15 protein-coding genes are annotated in these 17,758 nt (G+C 45.7%); 14 read left to right on the top strand and 1 reads right to left on the bottom strand.

The window, feature by feature from the left end:
- The first annotated feature begins 415 nt into the window (after positions 1–415).
- From spoIIP to AC58UU_RS08640, 13 genes are all read left to right on the top strand, one after another.
- Positions 416–1,648, top strand: coding sequence for a stage II sporulation protein P (spoIIP, locus tag AC58UU_RS08700; RefSeq protein WP_497314720.1), 1,233 nt, complete (start codon positions 416–418; stop codon positions 1,646–1,648).
- A gap of 77 nt (positions 1,649–1,725) precedes the next feature.
- Complete coding sequence (locus tag AC58UU_RS08695; protein WP_497314718.1) at positions 1,726–2,121, top strand: DUF3679 domain-containing protein; 396 nt, start codon at positions 1,726–1,728, stop codon at positions 2,119–2,121.
- A 74-nt stretch (positions 2,122–2,195) separates the two neighbouring features.
- Positions 2,196–4,010 (top strand): translation elongation factor 4, encoded by a 1,815-nt coding sequence (lepA, locus tag AC58UU_RS08690; protein ID WP_171643707.1) that lies wholly within the window; start codon positions 2,196–2,198, stop codon positions 4,008–4,010.
- A 190-nt stretch (positions 4,011–4,200) separates the two neighbouring features.
- Positions 4,201–5,352 (top strand): radical SAM family heme chaperone HemW, encoded by a 1,152-nt coding sequence (hemW, locus tag AC58UU_RS08685; RefSeq protein ID WP_497314716.1) that lies wholly within the window; start codon positions 4,201–4,203, stop codon positions 5,350–5,352.
- A 151-nt stretch (positions 5,353–5,503) separates the two neighbouring features.
- Complete coding sequence (locus AC58UU_RS08680; protein ID WP_056838688.1) at positions 5,504–5,983, top strand: N-acetyltransferase; 480 nt, start codon at positions 5,504–5,506, stop codon at positions 5,981–5,983.
- A gap of 111 nt (positions 5,984–6,094) precedes the next feature.
- Positions 6,095–7,123, top strand: coding sequence for a heat-inducible transcriptional repressor HrcA (gene hrcA, locus AC58UU_RS08675; protein ID WP_171643709.1), 1,029 nt, complete (start codon positions 6,095–6,097; stop codon positions 7,121–7,123).
- Entirely contained in the window at positions 7,120–8,661 is a 1,542-nt protein-coding gene (locus tag AC58UU_RS08670) for a TCP-1/cpn60 chaperonin family protein (RefSeq protein ID WP_497314714.1), read from the top strand. The genes hrcA and AC58UU_RS08670 overlap by 4 nt, the downstream gene beginning before the upstream one ends.
- A gap of 60 nt (positions 8,662–8,721) precedes the next feature.
- Complete coding sequence (gene grpE, locus AC58UU_RS08665) at positions 8,722–9,306, top strand: nucleotide exchange factor GrpE (protein WP_171643710.1); 585 nt, start codon at positions 8,722–8,724, stop codon at positions 9,304–9,306.
- A 68-nt stretch (positions 9,307–9,374) separates the two neighbouring features.
- On the top strand, positions 9,375–11,213 hold the full coding sequence (dnaK, locus tag AC58UU_RS08660; RefSeq protein ID WP_497314712.1) for a molecular chaperone DnaK: 1,839 nt from the start codon (positions 9,375–9,377) through the stop codon (positions 11,211–11,213).
- A 283-nt stretch (positions 11,214–11,496) separates the two neighbouring features.
- Positions 11,497–12,612: a molecular chaperone DnaJ gene (gene dnaJ / locus AC58UU_RS08655; protein ID WP_497314710.1), complete on the top strand. Its 1,116-nt coding sequence runs from the start codon at positions 11,497–11,499 to the stop codon at positions 12,610–12,612.
- A gap of 224 nt (positions 12,613–12,836) precedes the next feature.
- Entirely contained in the window at positions 12,837–14,987 is a 2,151-nt protein-coding gene (locus tag AC58UU_RS08650) for an alkaline phosphatase PhoX (RefSeq protein ID WP_497314708.1), read from the top strand.
- 145 nt (positions 14,988–15,132) lie between these two features.
- Positions 15,133–15,288: a YfhD family protein gene (locus AC58UU_RS08645; RefSeq protein ID WP_497314707.1), complete on the top strand. Its 156-nt coding sequence runs from the start codon at positions 15,133–15,135 to the stop codon at positions 15,286–15,288.
- Entirely contained in the window at positions 15,288–15,659 is a 372-nt protein-coding gene (locus AC58UU_RS08640; protein ID WP_497314705.1) for a hypothetical protein, read from the top strand. The genes AC58UU_RS08645 and AC58UU_RS08640 overlap by 1 nt, the downstream gene beginning before the upstream one ends.
- 70 nt (positions 15,660–15,729) lie before the next feature.
- On the opposite strand, the gene AC58UU_RS08635 is transcribed toward AC58UU_RS08640, so the two are convergent.
- A complete protein-coding gene (locus AC58UU_RS08635) occupies positions 15,730–16,536 on the bottom strand; it encodes a glycerophosphodiester phosphodiesterase (RefSeq protein ID WP_497314703.1) in 807 nt (268 codons plus the stop codon).
- Positions 16,537–16,780: 244 nt separating this feature from the next.
- Between AC58UU_RS08635 and prmA the strand changes: the two genes are divergently transcribed.
- The gene (gene prmA, locus AC58UU_RS08630; RefSeq protein WP_497314702.1) at positions 16,781–17,755 is read left to right on the top strand and encodes a 50S ribosomal protein L11 methyltransferase; all 975 of its coding nucleotides are present in this window, start codon (positions 16,781–16,783) and stop codon (positions 17,753–17,755) included.
- Positions 17,756–17,758: the final 3 nt, after the last annotated feature.

Here is a 17,758-nt window from a genome sequence, read left to right as displayed (position 1 = left end):
TTCTTTTTTGCGTGCAGGCGCAAGAGGTCGATCTAAGGGGAACTGCGAAGCGCTATTTATCAAATAGCTGCACTTTTAGGTAAGTAGAGGAGCGTAGAAGCGTTATTTTGCCATTTTGGCTGATTTACTGCGGTCAAAGGAGAAATTAAGAGATTGTCGTTCCGCCTAGACATGAAAAAGTCCAATTTAGCCCCAAATAAGTATCTACGTTCCCTTTCATGAGGCGACAGGTGATTTTGAAGAAAACAAGCTTTAACTGCAGTCACCGTGTAAGGATCGACTGAAGAACCTGAGGAGCGTCTCAGGTTTATTTGCGCTTCTTTTTCCCTCTATCAGAAAAATTCTATCGTTTTGGGTTCTATCGAAGGAGCTCGTTTCATAGATTAAAGTAAGATAGATTAGGAGGAATCAAACTATGAAATGGACATCAGCTACTTTGAATCTCAGCCATGTTCGTAAAACGTTTCAGAGCGCAAGTTCCGTCGGAAAAACATTTTTTATACTCAGCTTCGGCACATTAGCTCTATTTGTTCTTATTGGCGTAGGTGGCTTCTTACAGAATAGAGTCATGACGACTTCGCCAGTTTCATCTATGAAGAGCTTAGCTGCTTCCGTCACGAATCAGTTTTTTATCGATATGCTGGGCATGGAAGTGCCTCATCTACATACAGATCAGAAGAAATTTACATTTTCTCAGCATAATGTGTTTCATTTCGCTTTCCAGTTCTTGACGGATATCAATCCGAACGACCCTAAAAGTCTTGTCGCCAGTGAAGTGCCAGGGATGGATGCCAATAAGACGACGGTATTGGTAAGAGGGAGTGCGTCAAATCCAAGTGATCCTATTGATTACGGCCCCCCAAGCTCCCTTGATTTGGAGGCAGATGCAAAGAATCCTCAGCCATCTCCATCACCAGAACCTTCACCTGTGGGGGGGGCTGCACCGATTACAAACGCAACGGGGCAACCGCCAAGAACCGCGGGAGATAATATAGCTTTCATTTATCAAACGCATAGCAATGAGTCTTTTTTGCCGGAGTTAAGAGGTGTTACGGATCCTGACAAGGCTTATAGCGATAAGGTGAATATCATTTCCGTAGGTCAAAGATTAGCTCAAAATTTGGAGAAGGACGGCATTGGTGCCGTACATTCCAAAACGGTCTATCCGAGTACTGTCAAAAATTTCGAATATCCATACTCCTACAAATATTCATTGAAAACATTGCAGGAAGCAGCAGTTGCACATCCGGATTTGCAATATTATTTCGATATTCATCGGGATTCCGCTGCACGTAATAAAACGACTGCAACCTTTGATGGCAAAGATTATGCTCAGGTGTACTTCATCATCGGCGGTAAAAATCCAAATTGGAAAAAGAATGAGGAATTCGCCAACAAGATTCACCAAGTGTTAGAGGCCAAACATCCCGGCATATCCAAAGGAATTCACGCAAAAGAAGCCAGTGAAGGCAATGGTTTATATAATCAGAGCTTTTCGCCTAATAATATATTGATTGAAGTCGGCGGCCCGTACAATTCCCTCGAAGAGTGCTATCGAACAACAGACTGGTTGGCGGAAGCTATTTCAGAGGTGATTTTGAACGCGAAAAAAGTGGACGCACCGGTTATTACCCCTAAGCAGTCGTAGAAAGTTTTGCTAAAGCAAAACTTAGTTAATGCTTACGATGCCAGTTTTCTTACGAAAACTCTAAGGAGGATCCCAAAATGAGGCTGAGGCACTTTTATATCAAAGTAGGTTTGTTTGGACTCTTGCTGTTGTTCTGTATTTTATTCGGAGTCAGTTTGGCGTCGAGCGGGATGGAACGCATTCAGGGGCCTCAGCCTTCCTCTAAAGCTGTGCAGGAGGCAGCTGTCAAAACACTACCTGGGAAAGCGACCACGGTAAAAGCGTCACCAACTGAGGCGGCCAAAGGAGATACAGCAGCCAAAGCTAAGACTGCCGTGAAACCAGAGGCTGAAAAGAAGTCGGAACCGGTTGCTGATCACGATGATTCATTGAATCATGTCGGTAATAAATTAGGGGACTTTCTGCAGATTGCTTCGCATCACGGAATCAAGTTATTCGTGTCCTTGTTTGATGCCGTCTTAGGGAAAGGTTAAGGGGTACATTGCTGCAACTTCCCACAACTGCTATAATGAAAATTATTTGCATGTAGTGGGGGTTAGTCTTTAGCATGACGGACATTCGAGAAAGACAACAAAGAATTCGCAACTTTTCAATTATCGCTCATATCGATCATGGCAAGTCAACACTTGCCGACCGCATACTAGAATATACGGGCGCGTTATCATCGCGTGAGATGCAGGAGCAAGTTCTGGACCAGATGGATTTGGAGCGGGAACGCGGAATTACGATTAAACTTCAGGCGGTTAGATTGGCTTATCGTGCTGACAATGGCGTCGATTATATTCTTAATTTAATTGATACACCGGGACATGTAGACTTTACATACGAGGTTTCCCGAAGTCTTGCCGCTTGTGAAGGTGCGCTGCTGGTTGTAGACGCTGCACAAGGTATCGAAGCGCAAACGCTTGCCAACGTGTACCTGGCATTGGAAAATAATTTAGAAATTTTACCTGTTATCAATAAAATCGATTTACCTAGTGCTGATCCTGACAAAGTGAAGCAGGAAATCGAGGACGTTATCGGACTCGATGCCAGCGAGGCTGTTCATGCTTCCGCGAAAGCCGGTATTGGGATTAAAGAGATTATCGAGCAAATTTGTGAGAAAGTGCCGGCTCCACAAGGAAATCCGGACAATCCACTGAAAGCATTGATCTTCGATTCCCATTACGATAGCTACAAAGGCGTTATCGTTTATGTGCGTGTCGTTGATGGTTCGATCAAAGCGGGCTCCAAAATTAAAATGATGGCGACGAACAAGGTGTTTGAAGTTATTGAAGTCGGGGCTTTCAAACCGAGAATGTCATCCGTTCCTTCCCTTGAGGTCGGAGATGTTGGATTCGTTGTAGCTGGTATCAAAAATGTAGGGGATACTCGAGTCGGGGACACGGTTACCGAAGCGGATCGGCCGGCGCCTGAAGCTCTGCCAGGTTATCGCCGAATCAACCCGATGGTGTTCTGCGGACTGTATCCGATCGAAACAACGGATTACAACGATCTGCGCGAAGCTTTGCAGAAGCTGGAGCTGAATGATGCTTCCCTACGTTTTGAACCGGAAACATCTACAGCTTTAGGTTTTGGCTTCCGCTGCGGATTCTTGGGTCTGCTGCATATGGAAATTATTCAGGAGCGGATTGAGCGTGAGTTCAATATTCCGTTAATTACGACGGCGCCAAGCGTTATATATCGCATCACATTAACGAATGGCGATGTGATGGAAATCGATAACCCATCGAACTATCCAGATCCACAGCGAATTGACTTCGTCGAAGAGCCTTATGTCAAAGCATCGGTTATTGTTCCAAATGATTATGTAGGAACAATTATGGAGCTTTGCCAAGGCAAACGCGGTGAATATATGAACATGGAATATCTGGATACTAATCGTGTAACATTAACTTACGAAATTCCGTTATCCGAGATCGTATATGATTTCTTCGATATGTTGAAGTCAAGAACAAAGGGCTATGCTTCATTTGACTATGAAGTGTCTGGCTACAAGAAATCGAATCTCGTTAAAATGGACATTCTTTTGAATGCCGAGCAAGTGGATGCTCTCTCCTTCATCGTTCACCGTGATACCGCGTATCATCGCGGCAAAATCATTTGTGATAAGCTGAAGGAACTGATACCGCGGCAAATGTTCGAGGTGCCGATCCAAGCGGCGATTGGACAAAAGATCGTAGCTCGTGAGACGGTTAAAGCGATGCGTAAAAACGTACTCGCCAAATGTTACGGCGGTGACATCTCAAGGAAACGTAAGCTCCTTGATAAGCAAAAAGAAGGTAAGAAACGCATGAAGCAAGTCGGCAGCGTAGAAGTGCCGCAAGAAGCGTTCATGGCTGTTCTTAAAATCGACGAATAGATTGAAATGAAATCGAAGAATAGATCGAAATGAATGAGAAGCTGGGGTGGCAGAGTAACTCTGCCCCTTGGCTTTTTCTTAATTGATACAAAGTATAAGTTTTATACTTTGCTTTGCATCAACCTTGACAAACCGCCCGTCCCTGAGGCCGGCGGAGTTGTTTATCCTAGATAGAAAGGAAATACCCCCTATGTTAGTAACCTATACGGCCCCAACCGCTGTGTACATTCATATCCCTTTTTGCACAAACAAATGCCATTATTGCGATTTCAACTCTTATGTCCTCAAAGGCCAGCCCGTTATGGAGTATCTGGATGCGCTCGAGCGCGAGATGGAACTTACGGTTAAGAATAATCCACCGATTAAGGTGGAAACGATTTTCGTTGGCGGGGGAACGCCAACTGTACTACTTCCTGATCAAATGGAGCGGTTTCTGCGCATGGTTCGTACGTATTTCCCAGCAGATAGCGCAGAAGTCGAGTTTTCCATGGAAGCAAACCCAGGAACGACGGACGAAGATAAACTGGCCGTTATGAAAGAAGGCGGTGTCAATCGGATTAGTTTCGGTGTGCAATCTTTCAATAATGATTTGCTTGCCGCGATTGGACGCATTCATAATACAGATGACGTGCATCGAAGCATCGCGAATGCCAAAAAGCTTGGATTCAATAACCTTTCCATTGACTTGATGTTCGGGCTTCCCAAACAAACCGTGGAAATCATGCAGGCTACATTGGATGAGGCTTTATCTCTGGATCTGCAGCATTACTCCATCTATAGTCTAAAAGTAGAAGAGAATACATTGTTTCACACATTGTTCAATAAGAATCAACTGCCTCTTCCAAGTGAAGATGAGGAAGTCGATATGTACGAACTCATCATGAAGAGGTTAGAGGCAGCAGGTTATAAGCAATATGAAATCAGCAACTTCGCTAAACCAGGTCGAGAGAGCAGACACAACTCGATGTACTGGCGCAATCGCTCCTACTATGGACTCGGAGCAGGGGCTCATGGGTATATGAATGGCCAGCGTCATGTGAACGTGAAGGGAATTCAACCATATATCGATGCTGCTAAGGTAGGCTTGCCGATTATGGAACAATTTGAGGTAACGCGGCAGGAAGCTATGGAAGACTTCATGATGGTTGGTTTGCGATTACTGGAAGGTGTGCGGAACGCGGATTTCATCGATCAATTCGGAATCACCATCGAATCACAATTCGGAGAGACCTTGAATGGCTGGCTGCGAAAACAGCTTCTTGAACAAACGCCGGATGGGTATCGACTGTCCAAACATGGCATCCTGCTTGGCAACGAAGTCTTTGCTTCGTTCCTTGCCTAGGCGAGTAACATAGAGAGACCTGTTTGATGCAAAAAACTCTTGTGCAAATATACGGTTTATTGTATATTTATACATGAATCCACAAGCGAATCAGCGGCAAAGCCGTAGTGGCGCTAGCGTGGGTTTTATGCATTTTGTTGCGATTGGTGGGATGACAGTGAATCTATCAACTACAGTGTCCGTTAGAAAAGCTTCGATAAGTGATATTGAGAAGCTGCATGATATTATACAAGGCTATGCCAAGCAAGGGATTATGCTGCCGCGGAGCAAAGAGATGCTGGAGGAGCAGATCGACACTTTTGTTGTCGCTGAATCGGATGGCTTGCTGATTGGCTGCGGTTCCCTTACACGACTTGGGCCTGATCTTGTTGAGATTCGCTCACTTGGGATGACACAAGGCTACAAGGGGCAAGGAATCGGCGGAAAACTTGTGAACTTCTTAGTTGAAGAAGCAAGGAGCCAAGGAATTATTAAAGTGATGGCGCTCACGTATGAAGTAGCTTTTTTCCAGAAAAACGGCTTTACCCTCGTGCCAAAAGAGATTTTCCCAGAGAAGGTTTGGAAAGATTGTATGCATTGCAAAAAACAGTATTGCTGCGATGAAATCGCCGTACTTAAACGTTTGGATTGACTTGACAACAGACCTTAGGGTCTGTTATTTTTGTATTAGGATTTAGCACTCACTAAATACGAGTGCTAACGAAAGTGGCAAATAGTGATTTGTGAAGAGGAGGGGTACCTTATGTTGACGGAGCGTCAGCGCATGATTTTAAGTGCAATCATTGATGATTATGTTCGTTCAGCAGAGCCAATTGGTTCGCGAAGTATTTCGAAGCGGGGCAATGTCGGATTCAGTCCGGCGACGATCCGTAACGAAATGTCTGATCTCGAAGAAATGGGTTATTTGGAGCAGCCCCATACGTCCGCAGGTCGTATACCCTCACACAAAGGTTATCGCTATTATGTCGATCATTTGCTTCAACATGGTACCTTGCATAATAACGATTTGGACTCCATGAAGGGTGCTTTTGCCGAACGCATTCAAGAGATGGAAGGTGTGATCCAGCATGTTGCGGGAATGCTCTCCAGTCTTACGAATTATACATCGATCGTGCTTGGCCCTGAGGTATTCAGTACAACGCTGAAACACCTACAGATTATCCCGCTTTCAGAAACGACAGCCGTTGCCATTATTGTTATGAATACGGGTCATGTGGAGAATAAAACAGTTTCCATTCCTGAAGGCATACGGATGTCTGAGATCGAGAAGGTCGTTAATATTCTGAATGCAAAGCTTAAAAATGTACCGTTGATAGAGTTTAAATCCAGGCTTTATAATGAAATTTCGAGCGAGTTAAGCAAGTATGTGAACGGGTATCAAGAGCTTCTTGCGGTTGTGGAAAGCGTACTTCAAAGCAATGAGAAGGATCGCGTTTTCCTAAGCGGTATGACGAATATGTTGACCCAGCCCGAGTTCAAGGATGTTGACAAGGTCAAGAGCATCTTTGATCTATTGGAAGAAGCCCCAACCCTCATCAAATTGTTTACATCATCAAATGAAGGCATTGAGATTAAAATTGGTGCTGAAAATAGTATTGAAGCTATCAATAATTGCAGCTTAATAACGGCCTCGTATTCGATCGGTGATAAGCCTCTTGGAACGATAGGGATTTTGGGTCCTACCCGTATGGAATACGGCAGGGTCATTAGCTTAATGGAGCATTTGTCGAAGCATCTAGAAGTCGTTCTTGGGCGTTGGTATGGCAAATGAGCGGAATGAAAACAGTTCATAGCGAGGGTGAGGAACGTTACTCTACGCTGGTCAACAATGCTGCTGCCGTAAGAGCGATTTGTTCTGCAGTCGAGGGGACACTTGGACCCAAAGGACTCGATACCATGTTAGTTGGTGGGCAGGGTGAAGTCATTATTACCAATGATGGTGTAACTATTTTGGAAAAAATGGACGTCACTCATCCTGCGGCTAGGTTGATGATTCAGGTCGCACGCAGCCAGCAGCGCCAAATCGGCGACGGTACAACGACGGCAACGGTTCTTGCTGGAGCTTTGGTGCAAGAAGGTGTCGCTCAGGTGACGCGCGGCGTACCGGTCGCAAAGGTCGTCAGCGGAATGCTGCAAGGCATCGAGCTGGCGGTAAAAAGCTTACAAAGCCGAAGCCGCGCGATTGTCGGCCTAGGTGATAGCGCGCTGAAGCGTATTGCTATCACCGCCGGTAGGGAGCAGGCGGACATCGCAAAGCTCATCGTTCAGGCCGCCGAAGCAGTCGGTGAAGCGAAGCTTCGAGAAGACGGCTACCGCTTCGCAGACAGTGTGCTCGCCCATGAAGAGGCGAGCAGCGAGGTATGGACCGGCATTCTGCTGAATCAGAAGCCGATGAACCTGCATCTCGAGCATGAGCTGCGCGATGCTCGAATCCTCGTTCTGCATGATGCTCTGGAGCCTGAGGCGGTCAGCGAAGAAGCGCTGGTCACCGAGGCAGGCTTCCAGCGCTACATGCAGCTGCGGGAGCAGTTCCGCAGCAGCCTAGGCTCGCTGCTGGAGCTTGGCGTCGGTCTTATCGCATCAGACCGCGGGGTTGACCCCGAGGCGGAGCAGTTCTGCTCCGACCATGGCATTATCGTGCTGCAGCGGCTGTCCCGCAGGGACATGCAGCTGCTGAGCGAGCACACCGGCGCTAGGCCGGTTCGGCGCACAGCGCTGCGTAAGAGCGCGCCGGAGCTCAGCGCTGCCCTCGGGCACGCAGGCTATGCCGCGTACGACGAGCGCCTGGAGCGTGTGCGCGTTGCGCGCGGTCACGGGGAGCAGCACGTGACCGTGATTGTTGGCGCCGCGACACGCGAAGCGGCGCACGAGCGCTCGCGCATCGCGAAGGACGCTGCGTCAGCCGTTCAAGCCGCCGTACGCGGCGGGTACTTGCCCGGAGGCGGCGCCGCGGAGATGGCGGTCGCCCATGATCTCGAGCGCGTCCGCGAGACGATGAAGGGCATGGAAGGCTTCGGTGTTGCCGCTGTCGCAGGGGCACTTCGTAAGCCGGTGGCCCAGATTGTCGTCAATGCGGGATATAATCCGCTCGAGAAGGTTGAAGAGCTGAAAGCAGCGCAGATTGCGCTGGAAACCGACAGTCTTGGTATCGATTGTGATACCGGACAAGTAACTGACTTCTTAGAAGCAGGTATTGTGGATCCAGCTGATGTGAAAATTCACGCTCTGCAAGCGGCTGGAGAAGTTGCTGCCGCTGTGCTGCGTATTCATACGGTTATTAAGATGAAGCAGCCTTTTGAAGAGGCCTAAAGATGGGCAAACTGACGTTAGAGAGATTATGATGTATTATGTTTAGGAGGTGAAGGACAATTGAGTACTGGAGATAACAAAACAGCCGAGCAAGACGTGAACACTACATACGCAGCCGAAGGCGAGCAAGCCGCTGAACAACAAGAAGCGGTAGGCCAAGATTCGCAAGCGGAGGTTTCTGAGGAAACCAAAGAAGTAAGCGAGTTGGAAACGGCGCGTGTGCAAGCAGAAGAAAACTATCAGCGTTTATTACGCGTTCAAGCGGACTTCGACAACTTCCGCCGCCGCGCTAGAGCGGAGAAGGAAGATTTCGCGAAATACGCTTCGCTTAAATTGATTGAACAGCTTTTACCGATTGTAGATAACTTCGATCGCGCGCTGTCTTCAAGCAAAGAGACGAAGGATTTCGACGCTTTGGTGAAAGGCTTGGATATGACGTACCGCGGCATCGACCAACTGCTTACAGCAGAAGGGCTTAAACCGATCGATTCCGTAGGTCAACCGTTCAATCCGGAATTCCACCAAGCGGTTATGCAGGTTGAATCCGAAGAACACGAAGAAGGTATCGTGGTAGAAGAACTGCAAAAAGGCTACATTCTCAAAGATAAAGTCATCCGACCTGCCATGGTCAAAGTTAGCGTGTAAGAGATCTTATTTTTATCAACATTCAAATAAACGAAATGTTCCATAGGAGCAAAAGGAGGCAGCTTTACATGAGTAAAGTAATTGGTATTGACTTAGGTACAACAAATTCTTGCGTTGCCGTAATGGAAGGCGGCGAAGCCGTCGTAATTCCTAACCCGGAGGGTAACCGTACAACCCCTTCCGTTGTTGGTTTCAAGAAAGATGGCGAGCGCGTTGTTGGTGAAACAGCAAAACGTCAAGCAATCACAAACCCAGACAAAACAATTAGCTCCATCAAGCGTCACATTGGTACTAACCACAAAGAACACATCGATGGCAAAGATTACACGCCACAAGAAATCTCAGCTATTATCCTACAAAAGCTGAAAGCTGACGCTGAAGCCTACCTTGGTCAAACCGTAACTCAAGCTGTTATTACGGTTCCTGCCTATTTCAATGACAGCCAACGTCAAGCTACGAAAGATGCTGGTAAAATTGCTGGTCTTGAAGTTCTTCGTATCGTTAATGAACCAACTGCTGCAGCACTTGCTTACGGTTTGGAAAAAACAGAAGATCAAACGATTCTCGTTTATGACCTTGGTGGCGGTACGTTTGACGTATCCATCCTTGAATTAGGCGATGGTTTCTTTGAAGTTAAAGCAACAAGCGGAGACAACAAGCTTGGCGGCGACGACTTCGACCAAGTCATCATCGATTACCTCGTAGCTGAATTCAAAAAAGAGCAAGGCATCGACCTTTCCAAAGATAAAGCAGCGGTACAACGTTTAAAAGATGCAGCTGAAAAAGCGAAAAAAGAGCTTTCCGGCGTTCTAACAACTACCGTTTCCCTGCCATTCATTACAGTAGCTGACGGCGTTCCTCAGCATTTAGAGTTAAACCTAACTCGTGCTAAGTTCGAAGAGCTTTCCGCTGGTCTTGTAGAAAGAACACTAGGACCAACTCGTCAAGCACTTTCGGATTCCGGCTTATCCACTAGCCAAATCGATAAAGTTGTTCTTGTTGGTGGCTCCACGCGTATTCCTGCGGTTGTTGAAGCTATCAAAAAATTGACTGGTAAAGAGCCTCATAAAGGCGTTAACCCGGATGAAGTAGTTGCCCTTGGTGCAGCTGTTCAAGCTGGTGTATTGACAGGTGAAGTGAAAGACGTCGTTCTTCTTGACGTAACACCACTTTCCCTTGGTATCGAAACAGCTGGCGGTGTGTTCACGAAAATGATCGACCGCAACACAACCATTCCTACAACGAAATCACAAGTGTACTCCACTTATGCAGATAACCAAACTAGCGTTGAGATTCACGTACTTCAAGGTGAGCGTTCGATGGCTAGCGGGAACAAAACACTAGGCCGTTTCATGCTTGGTGATATTCCTCCGGCTCCGCGCGGTGTTCCACAAATCGAAGTTAGCTTCGATATCGATGCGAATGGTATCGTTAACGTGTCTGCACTCGATAAAGGAACTGGCAAAAGCCAAAAAATCACGATCACTTCTTCCAGCGGCTTAAGCGATGCAGAAGTTGAACAAATGGTGAAAGATGCGGAAGCTCATGCTGAAGAAGACCGTATCCGTAAAGAGCTTGTAGAAGCTCGTAACGAAGCGGATCAACTCGTATATTCCGTTGACAAAACGATCAAAGATCTTGGTGATAAAGTAGACCAAGGCGAGATCGACAAAGCGAACGCTGCAAAAGAGAAAGTGACAGCTGCTCTAGCTGGTAACGAACTCGAAGCGATCAAAAAAGCAACAGAAGAGTTGACAGAAGTCATTCAACAACTTTCCGTGAAGCTGTATGAGCAAGCGGCTCAGGCGCAAGGTGCTGAAGGCGATGCTGGTGCTGGCGAAGCCCCTAAAGGCAGAGAAAATGTTGTAGACGCTGACTACGAAGTTGTTGACGAACCAAAAAAATAATCATATCCTAATTAAATATGAAGTTTAAAAAGTTGACTTTGATAACGATGTTTTTTCATGAAGTATCTCGGCATCGAATATTGAACGAAAATCGGGAAGTCCGGTACTCACGTAGGTTTGCCTACGCTCCGTTCCTCCTTCACCGATTTTCGTCCAATCTTCTCGGTTCTGAAAGCCAATTTTTAAACCTGTATTTTATTAATCAACGAATGAGTCAAAGCCAACAGGAGGTTCTCCGTGGCTTTGACTTTCCGTTTGTAGTCTTGAACATGGGAGTGGAACAATGAGTAAACGTGATTATTATGAGGTGCTTGGGCTAGGCAAAGATGCATCGCAAGATGATATCAAGAAGGCTTACCGTAAAATGGCTCGTCAGTATCATCCTGACGTGAACAAAGCCGCGGATGCGGAAGATAAATTCAAAGAAGCGAAAGACGCTTATGATGTTTTGAGCGATGATCAGAAAAAAGCCCAATATGATCGCTTTGGTCATGTAGATCCTAACCAGGGTATGGGCGGCCAAGACTTCAGCGGCGGCTTTGGGGATATCTTTGATATGTTCTTCGGCGGTGGCGGCGGTGGAAATCGTCGTAATCCGAATGCTCCGCAGCGTGGGAACGATTTGCAATACACAATGACGATTGAGTTCAAAGAAGCGATTTTTGGGAAAGAAACCGATATCCATATTCCTCGAACTGAAAATTGTGATACGTGTAACGGATCCGGTGCTAAGCCAGGTACGAAGCCAGAAACTTGCGGCGGTTGTCACGGCAGCGGGCAGCAGGAAGTGGTGCAGAATACTGCGTTTGGCCGTATTGTTAACCGTCGTGTCTGTACGACATGTAATGGCCAAGGGAAGATCATCAAAGAAAAATGCGGAACGTGTCATGGCGCTGGTAAGGTGAAAAAACAACGTACCATCCACATCAAGATTCCTGCTGGTGTCGATGATGGCGCACAATTGCGTGTCTCCGGCGAAGGTGAAGGCGGAACTCGCGGAGGCCCTGCGGGTGATCTTTACGTCGTTATTCGTGTGAAAACACATGAATTCTTCGAACGTGAAGGCAATGACGTCTATTGTGAAGTTCCATTGACCTTCATGCAGGCAGCGTTAGGTGATGAGATCGAGATTCCAACGCTCACTGAGAAGGTTAAGCTCAAAATTCCTGCTGGTACGCAAACCGATACGTATTTCCGCTTAAAAGGTAAAGGCGTTCCTCACCTTCGCGGCTTCGGTCAAGGTGATCAACACGTGAAAGTGATCGTGATGACGCCAACGAATCTGAGCGAAGATCAAAAGGATTTGCTCCGTCAATTCGGTAAACAAAGCGGCGAAAATACGTCTGAGCAGAATCAATCCATTTTCGAGCGTATGAAAAGAGCCTTCTTAGGCGATTAACGAGAGTCATTAATGAGATAAAAACACTTCGTTTTTAGATATAGACTAAGTTTTATTTTAGTCTAGCTCTATGAAACGGAGTGTTTTTTGTTTTGTTAGATGAAGCTTTACAAAAAATTCACGTCAATTTTACACAAAACGCCAATTTATCCTATAGTCCCTTTACAAAAGACTAGTAAACTTTTAATGAATAGAATTATTTTAATAGGAAGAGGTAGATTACTTTGAAGAATACATTTAAATCCCGCAAAATGTTAATGCCAGTTTTAGGACTTGCTCTGTTAGCTCCTAGTGTACTTCCTAATATGGCTTACGCAGCTAACGATGTCAAAGTAAAATCAGTTGATTTCGTAGGAATGGCTGCACCAGCAACCCCGGAAGAAATGGCGAAAATGTACTCTGGCGCTTCTGTTCAAGTTACTTATACTGATGGTACGGTTAAATCGTTCCCTTTAACTTATAAAACACTTTTTAAAACAGATGAATCCATTAATGGCACAGTTGCTGGCGTATCTCAAGATAAGAATGGTAAACCGATTATGGACACGAGTGTACCTAATAGCCCAACTCCATTTGTCTCCGATGCACCGGATTCCAACTCTTTATTTAAAGTGGATGGCGCTAAGGCGACGGCAAAAGGCGGCAACCCCCTCTCTTTGATTACTCACTATGAATATATAACTTTAAATAATGCTGGAAAGTCAGCATATGGTATGGTTCCCGCTTCTATGTCATTAACCACGTTAGATCAAAATAAAACAACGGGTGAGCTCGCGGCTACAGATTTGAAAAAAGTGGATTTTAGTGGCGTAGACGGATTGTGGATTCCATGTAACGGTTCCTTAACACCGTGGAATACACACTTAAGTAGTGAAGAGTATGAAGCAGATGCACGTGCTTTTGAAGCGGATCCTACACAAACTTATGTAAATTCATTTGCTAGAGCATTCTCTCAAGACGATAAAAAAGTAGGAAACCCTTATGCAAATGGTTATATTCCTGAAGTTACTGTCCTTGCAGATAACACAACTACGGTAGTAAAGCATTACAGTATGGGTCGTTTCTCACACGAACTTGGCCGTGTTGCACCTGACATGAAAACTGTCTTCTTCGGTGATGATGGTGGAAATACGATGTTGTTCCTCTATGTTGCGGACAAAGCGAAAGACCTGTCTGCCGGAACGCTGTATGCTGCTAAATGGATCCAAACAAGTGACGAGAATGGTGGAGCAGCAAATCTTCAATGGATTCCGCTTGGTCATGCAACGGATGCTGAAGTGAAAAGTTATGTAGATAAAGGTTTGAAATTTAGCGATATTTTCGAAACAGCGGACAAAGATACAGCAGGATTTACAAAAATTAAATCGTATCCAAGCGGCAAAGTAGAATGGCTGAAAGTGAAGCCGGGTATGGAAAAGGCAGCTGCTTTCCTTGAGTCTCGCCGTTATGGTGCAGTTGTCGGAGCGACATCTGAATTCAACAAAATGGAAGGCGTTGCAGTTAACGCCAAGGATAATAAGGTTTATGTAGCAATGTCTTATGTTGAGAAATCCATGGAAAAAGATACGAAAGCTGCTGATCCTACAGACGATATCCAAGTCAAGAAAATCAAAGCTGGCGTAACTTATGAGCTGGATATGAAAGGTGGACAAGTAGATCGCAGCAAGCAGCCAATTAACAGTGAATACGTTCCTTCAATGATGAAGGGTCTAATTGTTGGTCAAGATTTGGCAAAAGCCGATAGCAAGGGCAATACGGCAGTTGAGGATCTAGTTGCGAACCCTGATAATCTGTCTTACTCAGATGAGCTAAGAACCTTGTTTATTGGCGAAGACAGCGGCATGCATGCGAATAACTTCACTTGGGCTTATAACGTAGATACGAAAAAGCTTTCTCGTATTCTTTCGATTCCAGCTGGTGGAGAAGCTACAGGGCTGCAAGTGGTAGATAACTTGAATGGCTTCAGTTACGTCATGAGCAATATGCAGCATCCCGGAGATGAAATGATTTTGCCGGAACCGTTGAAAGGCCAAGTTGATGCAGTTATTAACAAAACCTATGACAATAAACGTGCTGGCAGCGTTGGCTACATTAGTGGAATCCCGACTTCAGGTCAAATGATCGAGTGGATGTCTACTGATAAATCTCTATCTGCTCTCCGTGATATGGCTGAGGCTAACGGCGCAACTGTAAAATGGAATGAAGCGGATCGCAGCGTTACAGTGACCAAAGGCAGTCATTCCCTGGTAGTGAAAATTAACGAAACTTCAGCTATTGTTGATGGTCAATCCGTTCAATTGCCGTACGCAGCTCGTATTGAGAACGAAAAAACGATGATATCTACTTCTGTTCTGAACAGTTTCTTGAGTCGTTAATATTAACAAATTTGGAAGAGATCATTGTGGTGCACTTTGCACCCATGGTCTCTTCATTTTATTAGGTAAGCATTTCATTGCATAAAAATGAATCTCTTTGGGACAATAAAATTGGTTACCTATACCGATTCAGGGAGGTTCAGACATGAGCGAGAACAACAAGCAGAAGCAGCAAGATGCCAACCATCTTCCTATTGTCAAAAATGAGGATGTTGAGTTCGCGGCAGAAGTAGCTGATGCCGATGATTTCGAAGCGGCTGAGAGAGCGCAATCGGCGGATTACAGACAGGAAGAACAGTAATGGCGGAGAAAAGTATTCTCGCCTATTTTCATTCACCGGAGCAAGCAGAGGGAGCAGCTTCCAAGCTGAAAGCACTGCGTGCTATTGACGTTCAGGTTGATCGATTCGGCAGATATGCGGGCAGCGGATTGCAATCCGTCATGAATCCCTATGCGGGGGACTTCGGAAGCTTGGGTTCGTTAACCCAGGCTGCGGATGTGTCTACGCCGGATGAAGGGATTCTGATTGCAGCAGATCCAGCGGCAAGCGGTTTAAGCGACGGTGGAGGTGGCGGTGTAACCGGAATTGACATTATACTAGCTGCCGTCATCGACGATGCCGTTTATGAGCAGGCGGTACGTGTCATTCAAAGCGCAGGCGGAACCATGTAACCTGAAAAAAGCATCTGATCAAAAGGCAAAAGCCTTATTGATCAGATGCTTTTATTATATAGGGCAGTGCTTATTGCCCACTCATGACTTGAACAAGTTGGTCTGGATGGTCCGTAATAATACTGGATACACCGAGTGCAAGCATCTGCTTCATGATAGTCGGTTGATTTACCGTCCATACGTAGACTTCTTTCTGATGTGTCTCGGCAAGCTTCATGAATGATTCGGTTACGAGGGGATAGGCTGCAGAAATAACATCGTAATCAGAACTCTCCATGATGGTATCAATGTTTTCCGTTTTTTGACCCACGATAAGGCCAGTCTTGATCTGGGGATTAAGATTTTTCACGGTATAAAGTAGCTTGGCATCAAATGATGTCACCGTGCATTCCTTCACAAAGCCGTGTGCTTGGATAAGATCGACTGTTTTTTCAGCGAGCAGCTTACCGTGCCCGTTATTTTTCATTTCAATATTCAGCTTGATGCGATCTTTGGCTACCTCTAACACTTCATCGAGAGTTGGAACATGTTCATTCTTAAATTTGGAATGGAACCAGCTGCCGGCACTAGCCTGTTTAAGCTCTGAAGATGTGACTTCCCACATATTTTTGTTAATTCCTGTGGTGCGAAAGACACTGTCATCGTGCATGACCATTACGACGCCGTCAGACGTTTCTTGAACGTCAAGCTCGGCGTAACCGGCTTTGTCAGAAATGGCTTGAAGGATCGAGCTAAGGGTATTTTCCGGTGCAGCTGTTGAGCTGCCTCGGTGAGCGGTAACTTGGCTAAAGTTATCAGCAAGCATGGTTGGTGTCGTGAAAGGTGCTGCCAGTACCGCACCAACGAAAACAAGCGAGATGAATAGTGTTTTGTACATGTGATGACCCCAGTCTAATGATGTATAAAGCAAGAAAGACGATAAGCACTGCTCACTTTTTCAATGTAACATGAAAGTATTAGGAAGTTGTTAGGATGCAAAATATTTTTAGAGCGCTTACAAGCTGTGCGCCATTTTACCCAAGAAGCGAAGTGTAGTACAATAATCAGTGTGAAAATAGCCCAAATAGCCGATTAGGGCTTGGTTTATTTGTAAGTGATAACCGACAGGAGGAGCAATACCGATGCTTTGGCAGGAATTAACTGTACATACGACAGAAGAAGCAATAGAAATGATTACGAACTTTGTTCATGAACTAGGCGCCGGGGGCGTTTCCATTGAAGAATCAGGGACCTTAAACAAAGAGAGAGATACCTCGTTTGGCCAGTTGTACGAAACGCCGTTTAATGATATCCCAGAGGGAAGAGCCGTCATTAAAGGTTACTTCTACCATGGCACAGATATGGAGCCTATCATGGCTAACCTGAAGGAATCTGTTGAGCAGCTTAAAGAGTTTGATATCGATACTGGAAACCCTACATTTGAGTTAATAGAAGTAGACGATGAGGATTGGGCTCATGCTTGGAAGCAGTATTTTAAACCGATTCGCGTGTCCGACCGTTTGACGATTAAACCAACATGGGAAGAGTATACGGCTTCGCCTGATGAATTGATCTTGGAACTTGATCCGGGAATGGCTTTCGGTACTGGTACGCATGCGACAACGTCTCTTTGTTTGAAAACACTAGAGAAGGTACTAAAACCTGGTGATGACGTCATTGATGTCGGAACTGGTTCCGGAATTCTATCGATTGCGGCCGCGAAGCTAGGTGCAAAGCATGTTCTAGCTGTTGATTTGGATCCAGTTGCGGTAACGAGTGCCCTTGATAATACGAAGCAGAACCAACTTGAAGATAAGATTACAGTAAAACTCAGTGATTTACTCGGCGTATTGAAAGAAAGCGAGACCGAAGACGCTGCGCAGCTTGGGGTCACAATTCCTGTACAGCTCGTTGTCGCGAATATTTTGGCTGAAGTCATTGTACTGTTCGTAGATGATGTGTATGAAGTCTTGCAGCAAGGTGGTTACTATATTACGTCGGGGATTATTACAAACAAAGAAGCAGATGTCGAAAAAGCACTAATTGCAGCCAAATTTACGATCGTAGAGAAAAACTATGATTCGAATTGGGTTGTGATTGTAGCTAGAAAGCCGTAGGTG

This window comes from Paenibacillus sp. JT22N1 (genome assembly GCF_059692155.1).
Note: the sequence above shows the minus strand (reverse complement) of the source record. Positions and strands in the feature narration are given on the sequence as shown.